Raw genomic sequence first — 21405 nt, forward strand, 5'->3', positions numbered from 1 at the left:
CGGGACATGCCCAGCTTCTTCATTGACCGGCCGATCTTCGCCTGGGTGGTCGCGCTTTTCATCTGCCTGATCGGCGCGATCTCGATCCCGTTGCTGGCGGTCGCGCAATATCCGATCATCGCACCGCCCTCGATCTCGATCTCTACCAGCTATCCCGGCGCGTCGCCGGAGAACCTCTACAACAGCGTCACGCGGCTGATCGAGGAGGAGCTCAACGGCGCCTCCGGCATTCTCAATTTCGAGATCTACCTCTGGACTCGCTGGGACAGGTCGAAATCATCGCCAACTTCGTGCCCGGCACGGAGACGGGTGCGGCATCGGTCGAAGTGCAGAACCGACTCAAGCGCGTCGAGGCGCGGCTTCCGCGCGCGGTGATCCAGCAGGGCATCCTGGTCGAGGAGGCCTCCTCTGCCGTGCTGCAGATCATTACGCTGAATTCGGCCGACGGCTCGCTCGACGAAATCGGCCTCGGCGACTTCATGATCCGCAACGTGCTCGGCGAGATCAGGCGCATTCCAGGCGTTGGCCGCGCCACGCTCTATTCCACCGAACGTTCGCTGCGGATCTGGGTCGATCCGGCCAAGCTGGTCGGCTACGGCCTCACCGCCGACGACGTCAACAAGGCGATCTCGGCGCAGAACGCCCAGGTCGCCTCGGGCAGCGTTGGCGCCGAGCCGAGCACGCCGGAGCAGAGGATTTCGGCGCTGGTGCTGGTCAAGGGTCAGCTCTCATCGCCGGATGAATTCGGCGCCATCACGCTGCGCGCCAATGCGGATGGATCGACGGTGCGGCTGCGTGACGTCGCCCGCATCGAGATTGGCGGCCTGAGCTACCAGTTCAACACGCGGCTCAACGGCAAGCCGACGGCGGGCCTTTCGGTGCTGCTGTCGCCGACCGGCAACGCGCTTGCCACCGCCAGTGCCGTCGAAGCCAAGATGAAGGAATTGTCAAAATTCTTTCCGGCCAATATCGGTTACGAAATCCCGTACAACATCACGCCCGTCGTCAAGGCCTCGATCAACAAGGTGTTGATGACGCTGGTGGAAGCGGTGGTGCTGGTCTTCATCGTGATGTTCCTGTTCCTGCAGAACATCCGCTACACCATCATTCCGACCATCGTGGTGCCGGTGGCGCTGCTCGGCACCTGTGCGATGCTGATGGCGGCCGGCTATTCCATCAACATGCTGACCATGTTCGGCATGGTGCTGGCGGTCGGCATTCTCGTCGACGACGCCATCGTCGTGGTCGAGAACGTCGAGCGGATCATGGCGGAAGAGGGCCTGCCGCCGAAGGAAGCGACCCGCAAGGCGATGTCGCAGATCACCAGTGCCATCATCGGCATCACGCTGGTGCTGATGGCCGTGTTCGTGCCGATGGCGTTCTTCCCGGGTTCGGTCGGCATCATCTATCGCCAGTTCTCGGTCACCATGATCTCGGCCATCGCCTTCTCCGCGCTGCTGGCGCTTTCGCTGACGCCGGCGCTGTGCGCGACGCTGTTGAAGCCGGTCGAGGCCGGCCACGGCCATGCGCGCAAGGGCGTGTTCGGCTGGTTCAACCGCGTGCTCGAGGCGAGCCGTGGCGGCTATTCGCGCACCGTGCAGGGCTCGCTGAAGCGTACCGGGCGTTTGATGCTGATCTACGCCGCGCTGCTCATCGGCCTCGGCTGGGCCTTCGTCCGGCTGCCCGGCGGCTTCCTGCCGGTCGACGACCAGGGCTTCATCACGACAGACGTGCAGACGCCGTCCGACTCCTCCTACGCCCGCACCGAAGCGGCGGTCCAGGCCGTGGAGAAGTATCTGCTCAATCGCGCCGGCGTCGAGGACGTCACGTTCCTCACCGGCTTCAGCTTCCTCGGCCAGGGCATGAACACCGCGCAGGCCTTCATCACGTTGAAGGACTGGTCGGAACGGGGCAAAAGGATTCCGCCGCCGCGATCGTCGCCGACGTCAACCGCGAGCTCTCGTCGATCCGCGATGCCAGGATCTCGGCGCTGCAGCCGCCGCCGATCGACAATCTCGGCAATTCCTCCGGCTTCTCGTTCCGCCTGCAGGACCGCGGCCAGAAGGGCTATCCGGCGCTGGTTGCCGCATCCGACCGGCTGATCGCGGAAGCCAACGCCAGCCCCATCCTGCAGAAGGTCTATGTCGAGGGCCTGCCGCCGGCGCCGCAAGTCAATCTGATGATCGACCGCGAAAAAGCCGGCGCGTTCGGCGTCACCTTCGAGGACATCAACCAGACGATTTCGACCAATCTCGGCTCGAACTATATCAACGACTTTCCGAACCGCGGCAGGATGCAGCGCGTGATCGTGCAGGCCGACCGCGCCAGCCGCATGAACGCCGACGACATCCTCAATTACAACGTCAAGAACAGCCGCGGTCAGTTGGTGCCGTTCTCCGCTTTCGCCACGGTCCAGTGGTCGAAGGGGCCGACCCAGATCGCGGGCTTCAACTATTATCCCGCCGTGCGCATCTCAGGCGAAGCCAAGCCCGGCTTCACCTCCGGCGATGCCATCGCCGAGATGGAGCGGCTGGCCAACAAGCTGCCGCGCGGCTTCGGTTTCGAATGGACCGGCCAGTCGCTGCAGGAAAAGCTGTCGGGCTCGCAGGCGCCGTTCCTGCTCGGCCTCTCGGTGCTGGTGGTGTTCCTGCTGCTTGCCGCGCTCTATGAGAGCTGGACCATTCCGCTTGCGGTCTTGCTGACGGTGCCCCTCGGTATCTGTGGCGCGGTGATTGCCGCGACCATGCGGGGACTACCGAACGACGTCTACTTCACCGTCGGCCTGATCACCATCATTGGCCTTGCGGCGAAAGACGCCATCCTCATCATCGAATTCGCCAAGGATCTGCGCGCGCAGGGCAAGCCGCTGATTGAAGCGACGGTCGAAGCCTGCTCGCTGCGCTTCCGCCCGATTTTGATGACCGGCTTGGCCTTCGTCTGCGGCGTGCTGCCGATGGCGATTGCGACGGGAGCCGGCGGCGCCAGCCAGCAGGCGCTCGGCACCAGCGTGATGGGCGGTATGATCGCGGTGGTGATTCTGGCGCTGTTGATGGTGCCGGTGTTCTTCGTCAGCGTGCAGCGCGTGCTGGCGGGGGACCGGGAGAAGGTGGAGGAGGTGGCGGGAGCCGAGGTGGCTGGCCCGCCGGCGCCGGTGAAGTCATAGACGCTGTCATTCGTTAGCAGTGGTGAATTCTCGGTAGGCATCGGCGATCGCGCCTTCGAGCGTTTCTACGACATCGCCCTATCATTCGTTTTCTCCGACGCGGCGTGGCCGCCGGAGAAGCACAGAGTGTTTTATTGCATGCGCAACTAGTGTCATGGTGCTGGGCTCTCCAGCCCTTCCACCAGCGTACTCAAGGCCGCCTCCAAGGGGGCCGATCCCACCTTCTCGGGCACCAAGAGCCCATCGATCGCAAGCATGGTCATGCCGTGGACGAGCCCCCAGCCGGCTGCCGCCTGACCCTCTATCGGCCGCTCGCGAATGCTCCCCGCAGCCTGGCCGCGCCGGAGGATTTCGAGGAGAACATCGAATACCGCCAGCGCCCGCTCATTGAGATGCATTCCCACCGCTTTCCCTTCCTCCGCGCTAAACATCAGGCGGTAGAGAGCCGGGTTGTCCGTTCCGAACGCGACGTAGGCACGAGCTATCGTAGTAATTTCGTCGCGCAGAGATTTGGGCGCTTCAGCCTTCGCTGCCGATAGGGACTCGCGCAGCCGGTCGAACCCAATCATGGCGAGTTCTGCAAGCAGCGCGGCTTTGTCCGGAAAGTGCTTGTAGGGTGCCGCGTGGCTTACGCCAGCCCGGCGGGCGACCTCCCGCAGCGTGAACTGCCAGCCCTTCTCCTCCCGAAGCATATCCAACGCCGTCTCGATAACCGCACGACGGAGATCACCGTGATGATAGGGGCGGTTGGGTGTGTCCGGCATGGTACCTCAAAGTTTCTTCTGGATACATTGTTGACAGTGGCTACTTAGGCGCCTATGTCAAGGGCGTAAGTTTCTCCTGTCTACATTGGAGTCGACCATGGACGCCATCGCAAAAATTACCGACGCTGATCGGCTAGCCGGCCTCCTCGCCAGCCAACGTGCTGCCTTCCTGCGTGAGGGAGCGCCTTCGCTGGCGCAGCGACGCGCCGATCTGGCCAAATTCAGGGCCACGATAATCGGGCACCGCAAGGCGATCGAAGATGCCATTAATGCCGATTTCGGGCATCGCTCGAGGTATGAGACGGCGATCATGGAGGTTGGAGGGGTCGCCGAGGGCACAAAGTATCTGATCCGCAACCTTCGCAAATTCATGGCGCCAACCCGCCGACACGTTGCGCTACACATGCGGGCCGGCAAGGCCCGCGTCGAATACCAGCCGCTTGGCGTCGTCGGCGTGATGTCGCCTTGGAACTATCCGGTGAACCTCGCGCTGATGCCGGTCGTCACGGCCATCGCAGCCGGAAACCGAGTTATGCTGAAGCCGTCGGAGATCACGCCCGTCACGAATTCGCTACTCGCGAAGATGCTGGGCGAGATCTTCCCCGAGGACCAGTTCGCGATCGTGACCGGCGATGCAGCCCTAGGGGCGGCTTTCTCGGCCTTGCCGTTCGACCACCTGGTCTTCACCGGGAGCACTGGAGTAGGGCGATCGGTGATGAAGGCCGCAAGCGACAACCTCGTTCCGGTTACCCTCGAACTCGGGGGCAAGTCACCGAGCATCGTTGCCAAGGGCCACGCCCTCGACCAAGCGGCGGCGTCAATTGTCTACGGAAAGCTGCTCAGCGCCGGCCAGACCTGCATCGCCCCGGACTACGCACTCGTTCACGAAAGCGACATTGACTCGTTCGTGAAGGCGTATGACCGGAAGGTGGCCTCCTTCTATGCGGACGGTCCGACGAGTGAACACTACACCTCAATCATAAACGAGCGGCACCATGCCCGGCTTCAGAGCCTGATCGACGATGCTCGCTCCAAAGGAGCGCGGATCATCGAGGTCGGCAATCGGCCCGGTGAGGCGTCTCTGCGCCCCAACACGCTGGCGCCGACCGTCGTCCTCGGCGTCACGGACGACATGCGCATCGCTCACGAGGAGATCTTCGGTCCGGTCCTGCCGATCTTTCCCTACCGCGACATTGGCGATGCGATTGCCTATGTGAACGCCCGGCCTCGGCCGCTCGCGCTCTACTATTTCGGTGCCGATGATGAAGACCGACGCAGGGTACTGAGCCGAACAACCTCAGGCAACGTCACTATCAATGGGACGATCATGCACATCGCCCAGGATGACTTGCCCTTCGGCGGCGTCGGGCCCAGCGGCATGGGCGCCTACCATGGCATCGAGGGCTTCCGTACCCTCAGCCATGCCAAGGGGATCTATGAGCAGGGTCGCTGGAACCTCTCCAATCTTCTGCGCGCGCCCTTCAGACAGCCGATTGATACCATCCTCAACATGATGCTCCGGTGACCAGCATGCCGTCATCAAATCAAGCTCAGGAGTATCAGCACATGACCACCGACACATCGTTGCCGCTACGCGGCTCCTGCGAATGCGGCGCCTGCTCGTTCGAGGTGCATACGTCGCCGAAAGCCAGGTTCCGGTGCCACTGTCTGATCTGCCAGGCGTTCAACGACAAACCGTTCGCGGATGTGGTCGCCGTTCGCGCCAAGGATGTCCTGCTGAACAACGCCGGCAATATCTCATTCAGGAAACACCGCCCACCTCCGAACTTCAATCGCGGGACCTGCCGGAGTTGCGGCAAGCCCGTTGTGGAGGTTGCGGGCGTCGGGCCGTTCAAGGTGATGTTCATCCCGGCCAGCAATTTCGAGCCCGAGGCCCGGCTGCCGCCGGTTCGGATGGATATATTCTATCACCGTCGTGTGCTGGACATGCCCGATAGCTTGCCCAAATACAGCGGCTATTTCGCGAGCGAGCTGGCGGTCGGGAAAATGATCATGAGTGGCGTGTGAAATGGCGAGTCGATCTATTTGGCGAAACTTGAACCGATTACTTCCTTGGGCTAGCGCGGGGCCATGCCCGGGCTAAGAGAGGGCATGGTCCCCAGCCTCCTTATACGTTCCAGACTCGTAAGAAATCGATGGCGAACAGTTCGCCTTTCGGGCCTCCGACGACTTCGCAGGGATACGATGCACGGTCGTATTGGTTTGGACGCTCGCGTAAGGCTGATCGTTCCAATGAGATTTGCAGGATGCTTGATCGCACGGTCGGCCATTGATGAAGCGATGATACTCGGAACCGACTGATACCGCCGCCTGTACTCAAGAATGACTTCGGGACTCGCGGCCAGCATCGCCACCAACTTCCATCCAGAAGCACCTGTCGCCGTCGCACTGAGGCGGACTGAGCATGGTTAGGGTCCAATTATTTTATGCAACTCGTTGCAAAAGGGAAAATTCCGGGCTACCTTGTTTTGCAACTGGTTGCATAAATGGAGGCCCTATGGAGTTTGGCTATCCCGAATTGTTGGGTCCGCTCGAACTCGGCTTCGCCAAGCTCCGCAACTGAGTTCTGACGTCAACCACCTAAGCAACGAAATCGGCGCGACGGAGGATTGCATCATGTTCAACGAGGGGCTTCTCACAGGCCGCAATATCCTGGTGACTGGCGGTGGCACCGGGCTCGGCAAGGCCATGGCAGCGAAGTTTCTCAGCCTCGGCGCAGAGATTCACATTTGCGGACGCCGCAAAGGCGTTTGCGAGGAGACCGCCGCCGAGTTGATGAGACTTCATGGCGGCAAGGTCACCGCCCACGGCGTGGACATCCGCGACGCCGCGGCGGTCGACGCCATGGTCGAGTCCGCCTTCAAGGACAGTCCCCTCACCGATCTCATCAACAACGCCGCGGGCAATTTCATTTCCCGCACGCAGGATCTCACGCCGCGCGGGTTCGATGCCATCGCCAATATCGTGATGCACGGCACGTTCTACGTGACCAACGCTGTCGGCAAACGCTGGATTGCCGGCGGACATCGCGGCAACGTTGTCTCCATTACCGTGACATGGGTACGCAATGGCAGCCCGTACGTGGTGCCGTCCGCAATGAGCAAATCCGCGATTCACGCCATGACCATGTCGCTGGCCACGGAATGGGGTCGCTACGGCATCCGCCTGAACACCATTGCGCCGGGAGAAATTCCGACCGAAGGCATGAGCAAGCGTATCAAGCCCGGCGACGAGGCCGGTGCGAGGACCGTCGCTGCGAATCCGATGGGCCGCCTTGGAGAAATGAGCGAGTTGCAAAATCTCGCGACGTTCCTGATCTCCGGCGGCTGCGACTGGATCAACGGCGAGACCATCGTGATGGACGGTGCCCAGGCGCTGGCGATGGGCGGCAACTTCTACGAAGTGCGCGACTGGAAGGATTCAGACTGGGCCGCAGCGCGCGACGCCATCATGGCTCAGAACGAGAAGGACAAGGCAAAGCGTGGTTAGCGGTCGAACTGGACGCAAAGCGCGCCATCAATCAGGGAACACGGCTTGCCGCGTCCCTCTGAGCACGCAATCCGGAATTCCAAAGGCGAGGAAGTCACAAATGACTGGACTGCCCCATCTTCACCCGGCCGCCGCAGCATCCCTGGAAAAGTGGCACGTTATGATCGCAAGGAAAGATGTTGGCGACCTTCCCTCGATCACTCATCCGGAAGTGGTCTTCCACTTCCCGATCGCATTCAATCCCTACCACAGCGTCGAAGCGTTGGTTCTCGTCATGAGCAACGCGATTCAGATTTTCGAGGATTTCAACTACCATCGTCAGGCCGCGACTGCCGATGGCCGGAATGTCGTTCTCGAATTCAGCGCCAAGGTTGGCGGCAAGATGGCCAAGGGAATCGATTTCATTCGCTTTGACGACGACGGCAAGATCGTCGAGTTCGACGTGATGATGCGGCCGCTCAATGCCGCGCAGGCGCTTGCCGCGGAAATGGCGAAACGCGTTCCGGCGCGCTTCCTTCGTTCAAGTGAGGTGAAATGAGATGCGTGTTCATTTGGTCCATGCGCACCCAGAGCCGAACTCCTTTGTGAGCGCGATGCGCGATGTCGTCATCGACGAACTGAAGGCCGCGGGTGCGATTGTCACCATTTGCGATCTCTATCACAACGGTTTCAACCCTGTTCTCTCCGGGAACGATTTCACTTCAAGAAGCCGACCCGATTACTTGGTATACACGCTCGAACAACGGCACGGCTACACTACTTCGACGCTGGCTTCCGATGTTGCCCGCGAGGTAGAGAATGTACTGACGGCGGACCTCATCGTCTTCACCTTTCCAATATTCTGGTTCAGCGTTCCGGCAATCCTTAAAGGCTGGATCGACCGTGTCTTGCTGTGCGGCCCGATGCATAGCGGCAACCGCGGGTTTTACGATCTGGGTGGTCTCAGGGGTAAGAGAACATTTACTGCAATGGCTCTCGGCGGGCGCCGAAATATGTTCGGACCAGACGCCCTCCACGGAGAGCTCGTGACTGGGATGATGCGCCATTTCTTTCAGGGGACGTTGGGCTATGTCGGACTAACCGTACACAAGCCATTTGTCGCCTATCATGTTCCATATGTTACGGACCACGAGAGGCAGACACTGCTGCAGGATCTGCGGGTCTATCTGCGTGAACTCGACCGCCAACCCACCCTTAAGTTTCCCGAGCTTAGAGATTTCGACGATGTGCTTAGGCCAATGCGCGACCGTGCTCGTTAGCGAATAGTCCGGTCAATTGAGGCTGCTGACCGTGGCGCTGACGTCATTGTCGTGCAGCGTAGTAAGGCGGGGGCGATGGCGGGCAAGATGGCGCCCCGTTCCGCTGGTCTATAATGAAGGTGCGTATGTCGGCACGAGCATTGCTGGCTCGTTATTGCCTGCCTTGCCTGACGCAAATTGGTCCACGAATATAGCGGCTGTTTTGAAAATTGGGCGACAAGGCCGTCGAGCCGCGCTGGAGATCCTGTGCCCGAGGCTGGCAGCCTGACGTTATCCGCCTCCTTTTCATAAGGGGCTGGATCATCAGCTCAGGAGGCTTTCAGGATTGAAATTGCCTCCTTGCAAAAGGCGATACGCTGGGTCTCGAAGTCGATTCCGGCCTTGAGCACGAGCCAACGAAGCTTTTCGTCCCGCGTCATTCTCTTTTGCGAGAAATCCCTGGCCTCGATTTCCCGGTAGACCTTGAGCTTTTCCCGGTGTTGCCCGGCAAGTCTCTCCAGCTTTTCGATGAGGCGTGTAGGACCGATGACGGCTTCCGCCCGAAGCCGAACCATCAGCTCATCGCAGATCGGAGACGGGGCCTGCGTCTCCGTAAGCCAACGTCGCAGTTCCTTGAGTCCGGCGGGCAGCACAAGATAAGTCTTCTTGCCGCCTCGCGCGCCGTCGACGAGAGAGCCTTGAACGAAGCCGGCATCTTCGAGACGGGCAAGCTCCCGGTAGATCTGCTGATGAGTCGCCTGCCAAAAATAGCCGATGGAACGGTCGAAGCGCTCGGCCAGTTCGGAGCCGGAACAGGGTCGTTCGATCAATGCGGTCAACAGTGCGTGGGGCAAGGACATAGACGATAGAGTCTCAACATGGCGGTAGAGCTTGTCGCATCAGCTATGGACGAACTCAATGGCGAAGTGGTCGAACTTCTCGGCCTAGATTGGCTTCAAAATCGCGGTGGTGATTCTGGCGCTGTTGATGGTGCCGGTGTTCTTCGTCAGCGTGCAGCGCGTGCTGGCGGGGGACCGGGAGAAGATGGAGGAGGTGGCGGGAGCCGAGGTGGCTGGCCCGCCGGCGCCGGTGAAGTCATAGACGCTGTCATGCTCCGTGACCTCGACGCCAGGGCTTCGCCGGGGCTTGTGGCCTCGGGCCGTCGAGAAGCCTTGGCGCAGGCGGCGGCCGATGCATCCAGTCCATGAACCCATAAATTTGCCGGGCTGACGCCGCGCCAGAGTCCGCTATTCCCCGGTAGCCGACGTGTTGTTGCATAGCTGCGAAACGACGCTGTGTGCCATAGGACTAAACCGCTGCCGAGCGTCGGCAAGCTCGTCTCTCACCCGCCGCGCCGATCTTGACGCGCCTTCAAAGGAGACCTGCTGATCGCAATCCGACCAGGCAATCCAACCGACGCCAGCGATTAAGAATTCGTTAACCTTACGGGAGCAAAACTTTTCCCGCCGGGGCTGGGCGCATCATGAGAGGAGAATCCCATGCAAAATCTGGAAGAGGCCATTCGCGAACGTGCCTACCACCTCTGGATCGCCGATGGCCAACCCGAGGGCCAGGCGGACATCTATTGGCTCAATGCTCAACGCGAAATTCTCACGACATCAGTTGAAGGCTCAGGCAGCAACGCTGCCGCTGCAGCGCCCACCGACACGAGATTGGTGGCGACGAAATCCGCTAAAAAGGCAAAGGTCGCCCGATCGAGAAAAAGGCGAAACCCGCGCCGCATAGTTGCATGCGAGCATCGTCACGCGGACCCGTAACGACGACTCCGTCATCAGCGGAGGGGGCAGCCCCGCTCCCCCGTTGTTCGTCAAAACGTATCGAGGCCGATTTTCAGGAATGGCGAGGAGTACGGCTTCGCCTATTCGACGATGCAATCGGCTTCGATCTCGACGAGCCACGTGGGATCGATGAGGCCCGAAGCCTGGACAAACGTGCAAGCAGGGCGAATGTCACGAAAGACCTCGCCATGCGCGCGAGCTGTTCGTGATTGTTCCCCCGCCTCTCACGCCACCCCCTCTCCGCCGCCGCTCGCCCGCTGCGCTTCTGGGTGAGGGGAGCGACGGCGGCTCCGAGGGGATGGCTCGGCCGGACCCCATGATCGATTTTGCTGAACTTGACGCACAGCACTCTTGGCGCAGGCCGGGCCGATGCATCCAGTCCATGAACCCATAAATTTGCCGGGCTGACGCCGCGCCAGAGTCCGCTATGCCCGATAGCCGACGTGCTGCTTCATAGCAGCGAAACGACGCTATGGGCCAACAGCGGCAGAAAAGCGGACATCGCGGGAGGTCCGAGTTGGCGAGCGAACCTCGTCTCGGTCGTGGAAACCACGGCATGGGCGGCTTCAGCGCCGCCTTTAGCAGAGGCGGGATGAACACGCGCGGGATAGGCGGGCGGCGTCAGGTTTCGCCTCGCCGATTGGCGGTTCACTCCCCGAGTTGCACGCATCCGGCAATGGCAAAGAGGCCGCTCGGGCAACCGGGCGGCCTCCTACTTCGTAGCCGCCGTGAAGGTCTAACTCCCTCACAGATGTTTTACCGCCAGGCCAAAACCCATCGCAGAGGCCCTCGGTATCTCGTGCAAACGCATCGAAAGGGAGAACGATGATGCTGAACAAACTTCGTATCGCACTCGCCGCGACCATCGTGGCCCTCCGGAAGGAGACAACCGTATGACTGAAATGGCAATGACTCAAATGCCTCAAGCAACCGGCGGCGGCAGATTGTCGGGCGAACTGTACAAGGTCGTTGAATTGATCCTGGACCGCGGGCTGGTCATCGACGTGTTCGTGCGTGTGTCGGTGATCGGCCTCGAGGTGCTCACCATCGATGCGCGGGTCGTCGTTGCCGGCGTCGATGCTTACCTGCGCTTCGCCGAGGTGTGTGGCCGCCTCGATCTCACCGGCAGCAGCCCCCGGATCGGCCGCTTGCTGCCCGGCGGCGCGCTGCCGCTCGAGCTGCCGGCGCGCACGGAAATCGGAGCGACGCAACGGAAAGGATGAACGATGAGCAACTACGTCTACTGTGTCACGCGTGCCTCCCATCCGCTACCGCTCGAAGGGGCGGTGGGGGTGGGGGAGCACGCCCCCGCCCTCCGGCTCGTGCGCGAGCAGGATCTCGTCGCGGTGGTTAGCGACGCGCCGGAGAACTTGCGCGCGAAGCGGCGCGATCTGGTGAAGCACGATGCGGTCATCGGACGGGCGTATGCAGCCGGCACCGTGCTGCCGATGCGGTTCGGGATGATCGCGCCCGATGACGAGGCGCTGCGGACGGAGCTTCGATCGGGGGCGCGCCGTTATGGCGAACTACTGTCCCGCATCGATGGCCACGTCGAGCTCAACGTTAAGGGCGTCCATGCGGAGGAAGCTCTTCTCCGCGACGTCTTGCTCCAGAACGACGAGCTACGCGTGCGGAATCAAGCACTGCGCGCCGCAGGCGGCGGTGGCCACCAGGATAGGGTGGCGTTCGGCGAGCAGGTGGCCGCCGCCGTCGCGGAACGGAGCGCGCGTGACGCGGGCCAGGTCATCGCCCGCCTGCAACCACATGCCGCACAGATGCGCCGGGGCCCGCCGGTCGACGGGTGCTTCGTCAACGTGTCGTTCCTGGTGGCGTCCGGTGCCCGGCCGGACTTCGACGGTGCACTGTCACGGCTGCGCGGCGAGCTGCCCGGCTACGCAAGCGTCGGGTTGTACGGGCCCTTGCCGCCTTACAGCTTCGTCGGCAACGAAGCGGAGATGTGACGGTGGTGGGGCTCCTGTCGCATCTCTTGTTGCTGCCGCTCGCGCCAGCCCGCTTCGCACTGTGGACCATCGACCGGGTGGTCGACGCCGCCGCCGAACAGCATTGCGGCCCGGCAGCCGTCCGGCGCGAACTGGCCGAGCTTTCGCGGCAACTCGATCAAGGGTTAATCGATGTCGAGGAATTCGATCGTCGCGAGGACGAGCTCCTCGACCGGCTGGACGAGGGACGAAAGCGAGGGCTGATCGCATGATGGAACAAGGTCTGTGGCACGAACGCCAAGGTGCGTCGCCGAATTTGGCTGACATTCTGGAGCGGGTTCTGGACAAGGGGTTGATCATCGCCGGCGACATCAAGATCAACCTGCTCGACATCGAGCTTCTGACCATCAAGCTCCGGCTGTTGGTCGCGTCGGTGGACAAGGCCAAGGCGATGGGGATCGACTGGTGGGAGCACGATCCGGCGCTTTCCCACCCGCGGCCGCGGCAGCTCGCGGCCGAGAACGCGCGGTTGCGCAAGCAGGTCAGGGCGCTGGAAACCGCCACTCTGAAGGTGCGGCGATGAGTGCGGCGAGCTATACATACGCGGTCGCGCGCCCGTTCGATCCAACCCAGGCGGCCGGCCTCGTCGGCGTCGACGGCGCCGCGATTCACCTGGTCCGCCACCAAGACCTGGTCGCCGTCGTCAGTCCGCTTGCGCCTGCCGACGCCGACGAGACAGCGCTGCGAGCCAGGCTGGAGACGCTGGCGGAGCTGGAGGCGATCGCACGTACACACCACAGGGTCGTGGCGGCGGTTGCCGCGTGCACACCAACGCTGCCGTTCCGCCTCGCGACCGTTCACCGCAGCGACGACCGCGTTGCGCAGTTGCTGCGCCGGGAGTATCGGCGCTTCCGCGAGACGCTGGATCGCCTTGCGGGCAGCGTGGAGGTGGGGGTGAAGATCTACGTGCAGCACGCGGACGCATCTGCCGGCGCGATGTCCGTGGCTGAGAGACCCCGCGGGTCCGGATCGGCGCGCGTGGGCACGGACTACCTGCGCTACCGCCGCGAGCAGCGCGATCGGCGCCAGCACGCGTGGCGGCGCGCAACCACTGCGGCCGAGCAGATGGACGCCGTTCTCACCGGGCTTGCCATCGATCGCCGCCAACACCGAACGCAGAGCGCCGAGCTGTCCGCTGCTCCCGGCGAAAATGTATTCAACGCAGCCTACTTGGTGGATGCCGGGCGCGCCGAAGAGCTCGCCGCCCGTGCACGGCGACTGGGTGCCGAAAACCCGCACGTGACGATCGAGGTCACGGGCCCCTGGCCGCCCTATTCGTTCACCGGCAGCGAACACGGGGAGCGCACGTGAGCCCCGCCGCGCTCCCGGACCGAGAGATCCCGCTCGTCGACCTGCTCGACCGGCTCCTGGCGGGCGGCATCGTGCTGACCGGAGACATCACGCTGGCGATCGCCGACATCGACATGGTGCAGATCTCTCTTCGCGCCCTGATCACGTCGCTCGGTCGGACCACGCGATCTGGCGTAGCGGAGCGAGACGCATGAGCGCCAGCGTCGCTGATTATGAGCCGGGGCTGCGCCAGCGCATTTCGATGGCGCCTGACACGGTCGAACGAGATCTGGCCCGCCTGGTGCTCACCGTCGTGGAGTTGCTGCGTCAGCTCATGGAGCGGCAGGCGCTTCGGCGTCTCGACGAGGGTGGCTTGACCGAAGCGGAGGAGGAGCGCGTCGGCATGACGCTGTTGCTTCTAGACAACCGCATGTCGCGCCTGCGGGAGCACTTCGGGCTCGCCGCCGAGGACCTGAATATCGACCTGGGACCTCTCGGTCCACTACTTCCGCGCTGATGCAAAGCGGATGCGCATCAAGCGTTCCGCGTTGACGCCAAGACGCAGGCGTCGCCCCGTAACCGCTGCGGAAGCGGGGGTTCGCTTTGGTCAAGCAGCTCTTTGAGCAAGCGAAGTCTGCATTTGCAAACCCCTAATTAGCGGAGGGCCCCCTGGGCTGACGCCGCGCCATGACCGCTTTGGGTCAATCGCTACGCGGGCGACCCAGCGGCACGTCCGGCCATGTCGGCTATGCTTCCGAAAGCGGAAGTAAATTCAGAGCATTAGCGGCCCCGCTAGGGCCGGTGCGGATTGATGGCGCTACCTTTGAAGTCATTCAAGCTTCGGAGCGTCGAATCATGCGCTGCGAATTCAGCGAACATGAGTGGACAGCCATTAAGCCGATGTTGCCAAATAAGCCGCGCGGCGTTCGGCGAGTAGATGACCGCCGCGTGCTCGATGGCATCGTTTGGGGTCCTGCGTTCAGGTGCGCCATGGCGCGACCTGCCCAAGACCTATGGTCCCCGCACGACTTGTTACAATCGCTACCTTCGGTGGATGATGGTCTTGTCTCGCTGATTTGCCCGACGTGTCAAATGTCGACTTCGGCACTCGACGAGTGCCGGCTACTGTGCATGGGGTTGTTTTCAATATTTTGGCTGGGAGCGCCGAGGCTCCGCCGTGTGCTTCCACCGCCTCTGGAAGGCTGCATCACCCGATCACGGATGAAGCGACGCGCGTGGCTTGCAACCGTCGCCCTATTTTCCCAGCGGCCCGAGTATCTTCACCAATTCGCCGTGCACGAACTCGTTGCCGCAGACCACGTGCCCGGTCTTCAGCGCATCGTCATTGCCGCCGATATCAGAGATCGTGCCGCCTGCTTCCCGCACCATGATCTGCCCCGCTGCGATATCCCACGGCGACAGGTTGCGTTCCCAGTAGCCGTCGAGGCGGCCGGCGGCGACGAAGGCGAGATCGAGCGAGGCGGCGCCGAAGCGGCGGAAGCCGGCGACCTTGTTTTGCAGCGCGGCCATTTCCTTCAGCGCCAGCGCATGGTCGCCACGGCCGATATGCGGCAGACCGCAAGCGACCACGCATTCGTTGAGCTGGCGGCGGCCGGCGACGCGCAGCCGCTGGTCGTTGAGGAACGCGCCCTTGCCGCGCTCCGCGATGTACAACTCGTCATTGGCCGGGTTGTAGATCACGCCGGCAATGATGGTGCCCTCGCGGGCCAGGCCGATCGAGATCGCGAACTGCGGAATGCCGTGCAGGAAGTTGGTAGTGCCGTCGAGCGGATCGACGATCCAGGTGTGGGTCTTGTCGGCGCCTTCGCGCGTGCCGCCTTCCTCGCCGATGAAGCCGTAGCCGGGACGTGCCTTGGCGAGATCCTCGTACAGCATTTCCTCGGCGCGCTTGTCGGCCTTGGTGACGAAGTTCGCCGGCCCCTTCAACGACACCTGCAGATGCTCGATCTCGCCGAGGTCGCGCTTGAGGCTGCGGCCGGCGCGGCGCGCGGCTTTCACCATGACGTTGATAAGGGCGGAGTAGAGCATGATGAACAGGTTTCGTTGGCGCGATGATCGTGAGTGGCGGACTGAGTATTGTTCCGTCATCCCCGCACAACGGCTACGCCGTTGTTGCTGGGAGCGCGGGACGCGCGTCTTAGAGGACGACGGCCACCGGCGGGATCGTTCATCCTTCGAGGCTCGCATATAGCGAGCACCCTGGGGATGACGGGAAAGGCATGGGTGCCCTCTGGAGCCGCCGCCGTCAAGGCGTCATTTGCTGGCGGTGCCGATCCATTTTTTCGCGGCTTCCTGGGCCTTGGCGCGATCTTCGGGACTGATCTCGAAGAACCTTTCGTCCAGCTCGGGGTCGCCTTTGCCTGCGGTCTTGGCGACAATGTGCCACTTGAAGCCCTCGATCTTGTCCATCGGCGCGCCCTGGCCGCTGACCAGCACGCGGGCGAGCCGGTTCTGCGCGATCGGCGAGTTCTGTCGCGCCGCCTTGCGCAGCAGCGCGACCGCCGCGGCTTGGTTCTTCGGCGTGCCGGTGCCGTTGTAGAGCGCAATCGCATATTCGACCTCGGCGTCGACATTGTCGGCCAGCGATGCCGCCTGCAGCAGCCGCACCGCCTTGTCGATGTCCTTCGGCACGCCGGTGCCTTCCTTGTAGAATGTAGCTAACGCGTATTGTGCTTCCGGACTGCCTGCGTCGGCTGCGACGCGTAGCAGTTCGGCAGCGCGCCGGACATCCTGCGGCAGCGTGTTGCCGTCGAGGTAGAGCAGCGCCAGATTGTAGGCCGCCTTCGGGTTGCCGAGCTTGGCCGCGGAGGCCAGCAGCTTGACGGCCTGTTCCCGATTGGTAGGCCCGCCGCGGCCGGACAGCCGCATCATGGCGAGCGCGAACATGCCCTCGCGGTCGCCGGCATCGGCCGCACGCTGGTACCAATCGGCCGCCTTCGCATAGTCGCGCTTGATGCCGAGCCCGTTGGCGTAGAGCTCGCCCAGCATCGTCATCGCCTTTGGGTCGCCGTTATATTGCGCGCGCGTCGTCGCGAGATCGAACGCGGTCTTGTACATGCCGCGCTGGTAGGCGCCGTAGACGAGATCGACGTTGGGATCCTCGAAGGCCGCCGCCGGCGAGGGGGCAGGGGTGGGCGTGGGCGTTGGAGCCGGTTTGGGCGCTGCCGCCGGCTTCGGCGGCGCGGCGGGCTGCTTCGCTGCGGGCGGAGCCTTTGGCTTGGGCGGCGCTTCCTTTTTCGCCGGCGGCGGGCTCGCGGGCGGCTGCGCGGCAGGCGGCGTCAGCGAGACCTGCGCGGAGGCGCCGGCCATCGTCATCAAGAGGCCCGCAAGCAGCGATATGGGACGCAGGAGTTTCATTGTCCGGCGTTATCCGTGCCCGGCCTTATCTGTGCCAGGCTTATCGGTACCAGCTTTGGCTTTTCCGAACGCGGCTTCGTACGCTTGCGCGATTGCCTGCGCGGCGTCGATCAGCGCCGCCTTGGCGCCGCGCGGATCGGCCCAGATGAAATCGCCGACCAGCACGAAATCGGCGCCGGCAGCCGCAAATTCGGAAGCCTCCTCGCGCGAGGCGGCAAAGCCGACGCAGGGCGGCTCGAACAGTTCATCCCACCATTGCAGGCGCTCGGCAATCGCTTCAGTCGATGGCCGCTGTCCCTTGGCATCGGGCTCGCCGAACAGCACGTAGTCGGCGCCTGCTTCGCCCGCGGCCATCGAATCGTGCCGCGTGGCAAGGCCGCCGATGCCGGCGATGCGGTCCGGCTTCAGCGACGGCCAGGCATCTTCCAGCGCGGCGAGGCCGGTCAGATGCGCACCGTCGGCGCCGGCGCGCGCCACCAGTTCGACATGGCTGTCGAGCAACAGCGCCGCGCCGCCATTCTGGATCGCGGGCGCAAGTGCTTTCACGCGCGCGATCATCGTGCGCTGGTCGGTCTGCTTCAGCCGCAGCAGCACCGCCGCGACGTCGGCCGCGGCCAACAGCTCCGGAAGCTGGCTTGCGAGCTGCGATGGATCGTCCACCTCGGGCGTCGCGAGATAGAGGCGCGGCGCCGGGCGCGGCGGAACGGGTTTGTTGGACAAGTCTAGGCGACCTTCTTTTCCTGGCCGGTGTCCCACTCGCCCTTGCTCGCCAGCGCGTTCATCCGCGCACGGTGTGTGAACGCGCGCTGGCCTGCGGCGACGTTCTCGGCCTTGCCCGACCACGCCTTCTGCGGCGCCGCCTGCAGCGCCCGGCCATAGGAGAAGGTCAGCCGCCAGGGCAGGCCGCCGATCCGGTTCATGGCGTTCAGGTGCGCGGTCGCTTCCTCATCGGACTGTCCACCGGACAGGAAGGCGATGCCGGGCACGGCCGCGGGAACGCACGCCTTCAGGAGACGGACGGTTTTCTCCGCAACTTCCTCGACGGAAGCCTGCTTTCCGCACTTCTTGCCTGAAATGGCCATGTTGGGCTTCAGCACCATGCCCTCGAGCTCGACACGCTGTATCAGCAATTCCTGGAATGTCTTGTTCAGCACACGCTGGGTCACATCGTAGCAGCGCTCGATATCGTGATCGCCGTCCATCAGCACTTCCGGTTCGACGATCGGCACGATCTGCGCCGCCTGGCACAGCGCGGCGTAGCGCGCCAGCGCATGCGCGTTGACGTGGATCGCCGTCTGTGTGGGAATGCCGCTGCCGATATCGATCACTGCACGCCACTTGGCGAAGCGCGCGCCGCGCTCGTAATATTTTTTCAGGCGCTCGGCGAGCTTGTCGAGGCCGACGGTCACCAGTTCGCCCGGACATTGCGGCAGCGCTTGCGTTCCTTCATCGACCTTGATGCCGGGGATGGCGCCGGCCTGCTCGATCAGCTTGACCAGCGGCGTGCCGTCCTTGGCGTTCTGCCAGATGGTTTCGTCGTAGAGGATGACGCCCGAGACGTACTTGCTCATCGCCTCGGTGGAGCGGAACAGCATTTCACGGTAGTCGCGGCGGTTCTCCTCGGTGGATTCGACCTTGATGGCGTCAAAACGCTTCTTGATCGTGCCCGAGGATTCGTCGGCGGCGAGAATGCCCTTGCCTGGAGTGACCATGGCGAGGGCAACCTTGTTGAGGTCAGCAAGATTCATGGGAACGTTCTCCGAAAACATCATGCCCTTGCGCACCAAAATAGGCGGTTCTCGGGCAATTGCCTAGAAAACGTTCGTCGCACCCTGGGTGTTTGCAAGGCGCGGGGCGCCGGCTCAGGCGATCTTGTCAGGCGACCTTGGGGTCCAGCTCGCCCTTGCCGTACCGCTTGGCCATTTCGGCCGTCGTCAGCACCTTCTTGATCTTGCTGGCTTGCCCTGCGGTATTGAATTCCTGCAGCCGCTGCTTGCACAGCTTGGCCATCGCTTCCATCGCCGGCTTGAGGTATTTGCGCGGGTCGAACTCTTCCGGATTGTCCTTGAAGACTTTGCGGATCTGCCCGGTCATCGCCATCCGGTTGTCGGTATCGATGTTGATCTTGCGCACGCCGTTCTTGATGCCGCGCTGAATCTCGGACACCGGCACACCCCAGGTCGGCTTCATCTTGCCGCCATTGGCATTGATGATTTCCTGCAGGTCCTGCGGCACCGAGGACGAGCCGTGCATCACCAGATGCGTGTTCGGCAGCTTGCGATGGATTTCCTCGATCACGTTCATGGCGAGGATGTCGCCATCCGGCTTGCGGGTGAACTTGTACGCGCCGTGCGAGGTACCCATCGCGATCGCCAGCGCGTCGACCTTGGTCTCCTTGACGAACTTCACGGCTTCGTCGGGGTTGGTGAGCAACTGGTCGTGCGACAGCTTGCCTTCGGCGCCGTGGCCGTCTTCCTTGTCGCCCATGCCGGTCTCCAGCGAGCCGAGTACGCCGAGCTCGCCTTCCACCGAGATGCCGCCGAGATGGGCCATGTCGGTGACCGTCTTGGTCACGCCGACATTGTAGTCCCAGTCGCCCGGGGTCTTGCCGTCGGCCTTGAGCGAGCCGTCCATCATGACCGAGGTGAAGCCGGCCTGGATCGCCGTCATGCAGGTCGCGGGCTCGTTACCGTGGTCGAGATGAACGCAGACCGGGATCTGCGGATAGATTTCGGTGACGGCGTCCATCATGTGGCGGAGCATCACGTCGTTGGCATAGGAGCGCGCCGCCGCGCAGGCCTGGATAATGACGGGCGCATCGACCGAGGAGGCGGCCTCCATGATGGCGAGCGCCTGCTCCATGTTGTTGATGTTGAACGCCGGCACCCCGTAATCGTGCTCTGCCGCATGATCGAGCAGTTGACGCAAGGTAATGCGAGCCATTCAAATTCTCCTGTATTTGCCGCGCCTTCGGCGCTTCACTAAGTCCTGGTCTAACGTAGTTTGAGAACTTCGACGCCGGGAAGCGGTTTGCCTTCCATCCATTCGAGAAACGCGCCGCCGGCCGTCGATACGTAGGAAAAATCGTCGGCGACGCCGGCCTGGTTCAGCGCCGCGACCGTGTCGCCGCCGCCGGCAACCGAGATCAGTTTCTTCGCCTTGGTACGCTCCGCTGCGTGCTTGGCCGCAACCACCGTGCCGCGGTCGAACGGCGTCATCTCGAACGCGCCGAGCGGGCCGTTCCAGACCAGCGTCGCGGCGTCGTCGATCGCGGCGTGAATCCGCGCGATCGATTGCGGCCCGACGTCGAGGATCATGCCGTCGGCCGGGATCGCATCGAGGCCGTAGGCATGCGAAGGCGAGTTGGCGGCGAAGTGATAGGCGACCACGGCGTCGACGGGGAGGATGATGGCGCAGTTCGCAGCGGTGGCTTTCTCCAGGATACGCAGCGCGGTCGCGGCGAGGTCTTTTTCCGCCAGCGACTTGCCGACGCCGACGCCCTGCGCGTGCAGGAAGGTGTTGGCCATGCCGCCGCCGATCACCAGCGCATCGACTTTCTTCACCAGGTTTTCGAGCAGATCGATCTTGGTCGAGACTTTTGCGCCGCCGATAATCGCGATAACCGGCTTGGTCGGCGCTTCCAGCGCCTTGCCAAGCGCGTCGAGTTCGGCCTGCATGGTGCGGCCGGCATAGGCGGGCAGCTTGTGGCCAAGACCTTCGGTCGTAGCGTGCGCGCGGTGCGCCGCCGAAAAGGCGTCGTTGACCCAGATGTCCCCGAGCTTTGCCAGCTCGGCTACGAACGCCGGATCATTCTTCTCTTCCTCTTTATGGAAACGGGTGTTTTCCAGGCAGAGGATATCGCCATCCTTCATGGCGCCGACGGCCTTGGCGGCAGCCTCGCCGATGCAGTCGTCGGCAAACGCGACCGGCTTCTTGACGACCTTCGACAGGGCTTCGGCGACGGGTTTGAGCGAGTCCTTGGCGTCGCGCCCCTTCGGCCGGCCGAAATGCGCGAGCAGGATGACCTTGCCGCCCTTGCTTGAAATTTCGGTGATGGTCGGCGCGACGCGCTCGAGCCTGGTCGCGTCGGTGACGCGGCCGTTCTCCATGGGCACGTTGAGGTCGACGCGCAGCAGCACGCGCTTGCCCTTCACGTCGACGTCATCGAGGGTTCGGAATGTTTTCGGCATTTGCGCTCTCTTGTCCCGGGCGCACTGCGGCGCCAAGCGCCGCCGTGCAGAACCGGGACCTCTACGCTGGAGT

Annotated in this window: 21 protein-coding genes and 3 pseudogenes; 16 read left to right on the top strand and 8 right to left on the bottom strand. The window is 63.1% G+C overall.

From position 1 onward, the window contains the following. Positions 1 to 6 precede the first annotated feature (6 nt). A pseudogene (locus tag ACFXS9_RS37975) lies at positions 7 to 3163 on the top strand (multidrug efflux RND transporter permease subunit). Between the two features lie 152 nt (positions 3164 to 3315). On the opposite strand, the gene ACFXS9_RS37980 reads toward ACFXS9_RS37975, so the two are convergent. Further along, positions 3316 to 3927 (bottom strand): TetR/AcrR family transcriptional regulator, encoded by a 612-nt coding sequence (locus ACFXS9_RS37980; protein WP_392698361.1) that lies wholly within the window; start codon positions 3925 to 3927, stop codon positions 3316 to 3318. Positions 3928 to 4024: 97 nt separating this feature from the next. Here ACFXS9_RS37980 and ACFXS9_RS37985 point away from each other — a divergent pair, with 97 nt between their 5' ends. The 5 genes from ACFXS9_RS37985 (at position 4025) to ACFXS9_RS38005 (ending at position 8696) form a co-directional block, all read left to right on the top strand. Continuing rightward, on the top strand, positions 4025 to 5452 hold the full coding sequence (locus ACFXS9_RS37985) for a coniferyl aldehyde dehydrogenase (RefSeq protein ID WP_392698363.1): 1428 nt from the start codon (positions 4025 to 4027) through the stop codon (positions 5450 to 5452). Positions 5453 to 5493: 41 nt separating this feature from the next. Next, complete coding sequence (locus ACFXS9_RS37990) at positions 5494 to 5955, top strand: GFA family protein (RefSeq protein ID WP_392698365.1); 462 nt, start codon at positions 5494 to 5496, stop codon at positions 5953 to 5955. Between the two features lie 609 nt (positions 5956 to 6564). After that, a complete protein-coding gene (locus ACFXS9_RS37995; protein WP_392698367.1) occupies positions 6565 to 7437 on the top strand; it encodes an SDR family oxidoreductase in 873 nt (290 codons plus the stop codon). A gap of 100 nt (positions 7438 to 7537) precedes the next feature. Further along, complete coding sequence (locus ACFXS9_RS38000) at positions 7538 to 7975, top strand: nuclear transport factor 2 family protein (RefSeq protein ID WP_392698369.1); 438 nt, start codon at positions 7538 to 7540, stop codon at positions 7973 to 7975. A 1-nt stretch (position 7976) separates the two neighbouring features. Continuing rightward, on the top strand, positions 7977 to 8696 hold the full coding sequence (locus tag ACFXS9_RS38005; protein WP_392698370.1) for an NAD(P)H-dependent oxidoreductase: 720 nt from the start codon (positions 7977 to 7979) through the stop codon (positions 8694 to 8696). Between the two features lie 308 nt (positions 8697 to 9004). Here ACFXS9_RS38005 and ACFXS9_RS38010 read toward each other — a convergent pair whose 3' ends face one another. After that, complete coding sequence (locus ACFXS9_RS38010) at positions 9005 to 9514, bottom strand: PadR family transcriptional regulator (protein ID WP_392698372.1); 510 nt, start codon at positions 9512 to 9514, stop codon at positions 9005 to 9007. Positions 9515 to 9641: 127 nt separating this feature from the next. Here ACFXS9_RS38010 and ACFXS9_RS38015 point away from each other — a divergent pair, with 127 nt between their 5' ends. From ACFXS9_RS38015 to ACFXS9_RS38060, 10 genes and pseudogenes are all read left to right on the top strand, one after another. Continuing rightward, on the top strand, positions 9642 to 9776 hold the full coding sequence (locus tag ACFXS9_RS38015; RefSeq protein ID WP_392698373.1) for a hypothetical protein: 135 nt from the start codon (positions 9642 to 9644) through the stop codon (positions 9774 to 9776). Between the two features lie 398 nt (positions 9777 to 10174). Continuing rightward, entirely contained in the window at positions 10175 to 10453 is a 279-nt protein-coding gene (locus ACFXS9_RS38020; protein ID WP_392698375.1) for a DUF2934 domain-containing protein, read from the top strand. 938 nt (positions 10454 to 11391) lie between these two features. Further along, positions 11392 to 11583: pseudogene (gene gvpJ, locus ACFXS9_RS38025) on the top strand (gas vesicle protein GvpJ); the annotation flags it as partial. Positions 11584 to 11700: 117 nt separating this feature from the next. Then, complete coding sequence (locus tag ACFXS9_RS38030; protein WP_392698377.1) at positions 11701 to 12435, top strand: GvpL/GvpF family gas vesicle protein; 735 nt, start codon at positions 11701 to 11703, stop codon at positions 12433 to 12435. 2 nt (positions 12436 to 12437) lie between these two features. After that, complete coding sequence (locus tag ACFXS9_RS38035; RefSeq protein ID WP_392698379.1) at positions 12438 to 12686, top strand: gas vesicle protein GvpG; 249 nt, start codon at positions 12438 to 12440, stop codon at positions 12684 to 12686. Further along, positions 12683 to 12997 (top strand): gas vesicle protein, encoded by a 315-nt coding sequence (locus ACFXS9_RS38040; RefSeq protein ID WP_392698381.1) that lies wholly within the window; start codon positions 12683 to 12685, stop codon positions 12995 to 12997. Before ACFXS9_RS38035 ends, ACFXS9_RS38040 begins: the two co-directional genes overlap by 4 nt. Beyond that, positions 12994 to 13785 (top strand): GvpL/GvpF family gas vesicle protein, encoded by a 792-nt coding sequence (locus ACFXS9_RS38045; RefSeq protein ID WP_392698383.1) that lies wholly within the window; start codon positions 12994 to 12996, stop codon positions 13783 to 13785. Before ACFXS9_RS38040 ends, ACFXS9_RS38045 begins: the two co-directional genes overlap by 4 nt. Beyond that, complete coding sequence (locus ACFXS9_RS38050; protein ID WP_392698387.1) at positions 13782 to 13979, top strand: gas vesicle protein; 198 nt, start codon at positions 13782 to 13784, stop codon at positions 13977 to 13979. The genes ACFXS9_RS38045 and ACFXS9_RS38050 overlap by 4 nt, the downstream gene beginning before the upstream one ends. Then, on the top strand, positions 13976 to 14281 hold the full coding sequence (locus ACFXS9_RS38055; protein WP_392698389.1) for a gas vesicle protein K: 306 nt from the start codon (positions 13976 to 13978) through the stop codon (positions 14279 to 14281). Before ACFXS9_RS38050 ends, ACFXS9_RS38055 begins: the two co-directional genes overlap by 4 nt. Before the next feature lie 338 nt (positions 14282 to 14619). After that, positions 14620 to 14818 (top strand): annotated as a pseudogene (locus ACFXS9_RS38060) (transposase); the annotation flags it as partial. A 200-nt stretch (positions 14819 to 15018) separates the two neighbouring features. On the opposite strand, the gene ACFXS9_RS38065 reads toward ACFXS9_RS38060, so the two are convergent. The 6 genes from ACFXS9_RS38065 to ACFXS9_RS38090 all read right to left on the bottom strand — a co-directional run bounded on the left by ACFXS9_RS38065 (position 15019) and on the right by ACFXS9_RS38090 (position 21332). Next, positions 15019 to 15813 (bottom strand): inositol monophosphatase family protein, encoded by a 795-nt coding sequence (locus ACFXS9_RS38065; protein ID WP_392698391.1) that lies wholly within the window; start codon positions 15811 to 15813, stop codon positions 15019 to 15021. 225 nt (positions 15814 to 16038) lie between these two features. After that, positions 16039 to 17142: a tetratricopeptide repeat protein gene (locus ACFXS9_RS38070; RefSeq protein ID WP_392698392.1), complete on the bottom strand. Its 1104-nt coding sequence runs from the start codon at positions 17140 to 17142 to the stop codon at positions 16039 to 16041. Positions 17143 to 17151: 9 nt separating this feature from the next. Further along, on the bottom strand, positions 17152 to 17862 hold the full coding sequence (locus ACFXS9_RS38075; protein WP_392698394.1) for a thiamine phosphate synthase: 711 nt from the start codon (positions 17860 to 17862) through the stop codon (positions 17152 to 17154). A 2-nt stretch (positions 17863 to 17864) separates the two neighbouring features. After that, complete coding sequence (locus ACFXS9_RS38080) at positions 17865 to 18890, bottom strand: class I fructose-bisphosphate aldolase (protein ID WP_392698396.1); 1026 nt, start codon at positions 18888 to 18890, stop codon at positions 17865 to 17867. A 127-nt stretch (positions 18891 to 19017) separates the two neighbouring features. Beyond that, positions 19018 to 20085: a class II fructose-bisphosphate aldolase gene (fba, locus tag ACFXS9_RS38085; protein WP_392698398.1), complete on the bottom strand. Its 1068-nt coding sequence runs from the start codon at positions 20083 to 20085 to the stop codon at positions 19018 to 19020. A 50-nt stretch (positions 20086 to 20135) separates the two neighbouring features. Further along, positions 20136 to 21332, bottom strand: coding sequence for a phosphoglycerate kinase (locus ACFXS9_RS38090; RefSeq protein WP_392698400.1), 1197 nt, complete (start codon positions 21330 to 21332; stop codon positions 20136 to 20138). Between the last annotated feature and the right edge of the window lie 73 nt (positions 21333 to 21405).

Origin of the sequence: Bradyrhizobium sp. RDI18 (assembly GCF_043203335.1) — a bacterium.
Taxonomy (GTDB): Bacteria; Pseudomonadota; Alphaproteobacteria; order Rhizobiales; family Xanthobacteraceae; genus Bradyrhizobium; species Bradyrhizobium retamae.